Source organism: Flavobacterium bomense (assembly GCF_003970355.1).
Map to the genome: position 1 here is coordinate 1 of NZ_RYDJ01000218.1, position 620 is coordinate 620.

Annotated in this window: 1 pseudogene; it reads left to right on the plus strand. The window is 34.0% G+C overall.

From position 1 onward, the window contains the following. Positions 1-94: 94 nt before the first annotated feature. A pseudogene (locus EKL98_RS18315) lies at positions 95-620 on the plus strand (cation:proton antiporter); the annotation flags it as partial.

Below are 620 nucleotides of genomic sequence, written 5' to 3' on the forward strand. Positions count from 1 at the left end.
CATCTTTGTTTGAAAAATATTGACATAGAACCTTATGAAAAACCATAGAAACACCATATTTTATTTAGTAATTACAGGAGGATTTACCGCTTTGATTTATTGGTTATTGAGTATAGGAAAAGGTTTAGAAGTTCATAAAAAATTCTTGTTACCCGTAGTTGAAAACGGTCATTGGAATGATTTTATCGATTCGATGTCACTCAACTTGCATCATCCTCTTGCTATCCTTTTGGCACAAATTATAACCATAATAATAGTTGCCCGTTTTTTTGGTTGGGTTTTTAGAAAAATTGGACAACCATCTGTAATTGGTGAAATTATTGCTGGAATAGTCCTTGGTCCATCGCTGTTGGGTTTGTATTTTCCTGAATTTTCATTAACCTTGTTTCCTGTTGAATCGTTAGGAAATTTGCAGTTTTTGAGTCAAATAGGGTTGATACTTTTTATGTTCGTCATAGGTATGGAACTCGATTTAAAAGTTTTGCAAAACAGAGCCAAAGATGCCATTGTGATTAGTCATGCTAGTATTATATTCCCTTTTGCGTTGGGTATTGGTCTAGCTTATTTTGTTTATTTTAAATTTGCTCCAGAAGGCGTTGCTTTTATGCCCTTTGCCCTGG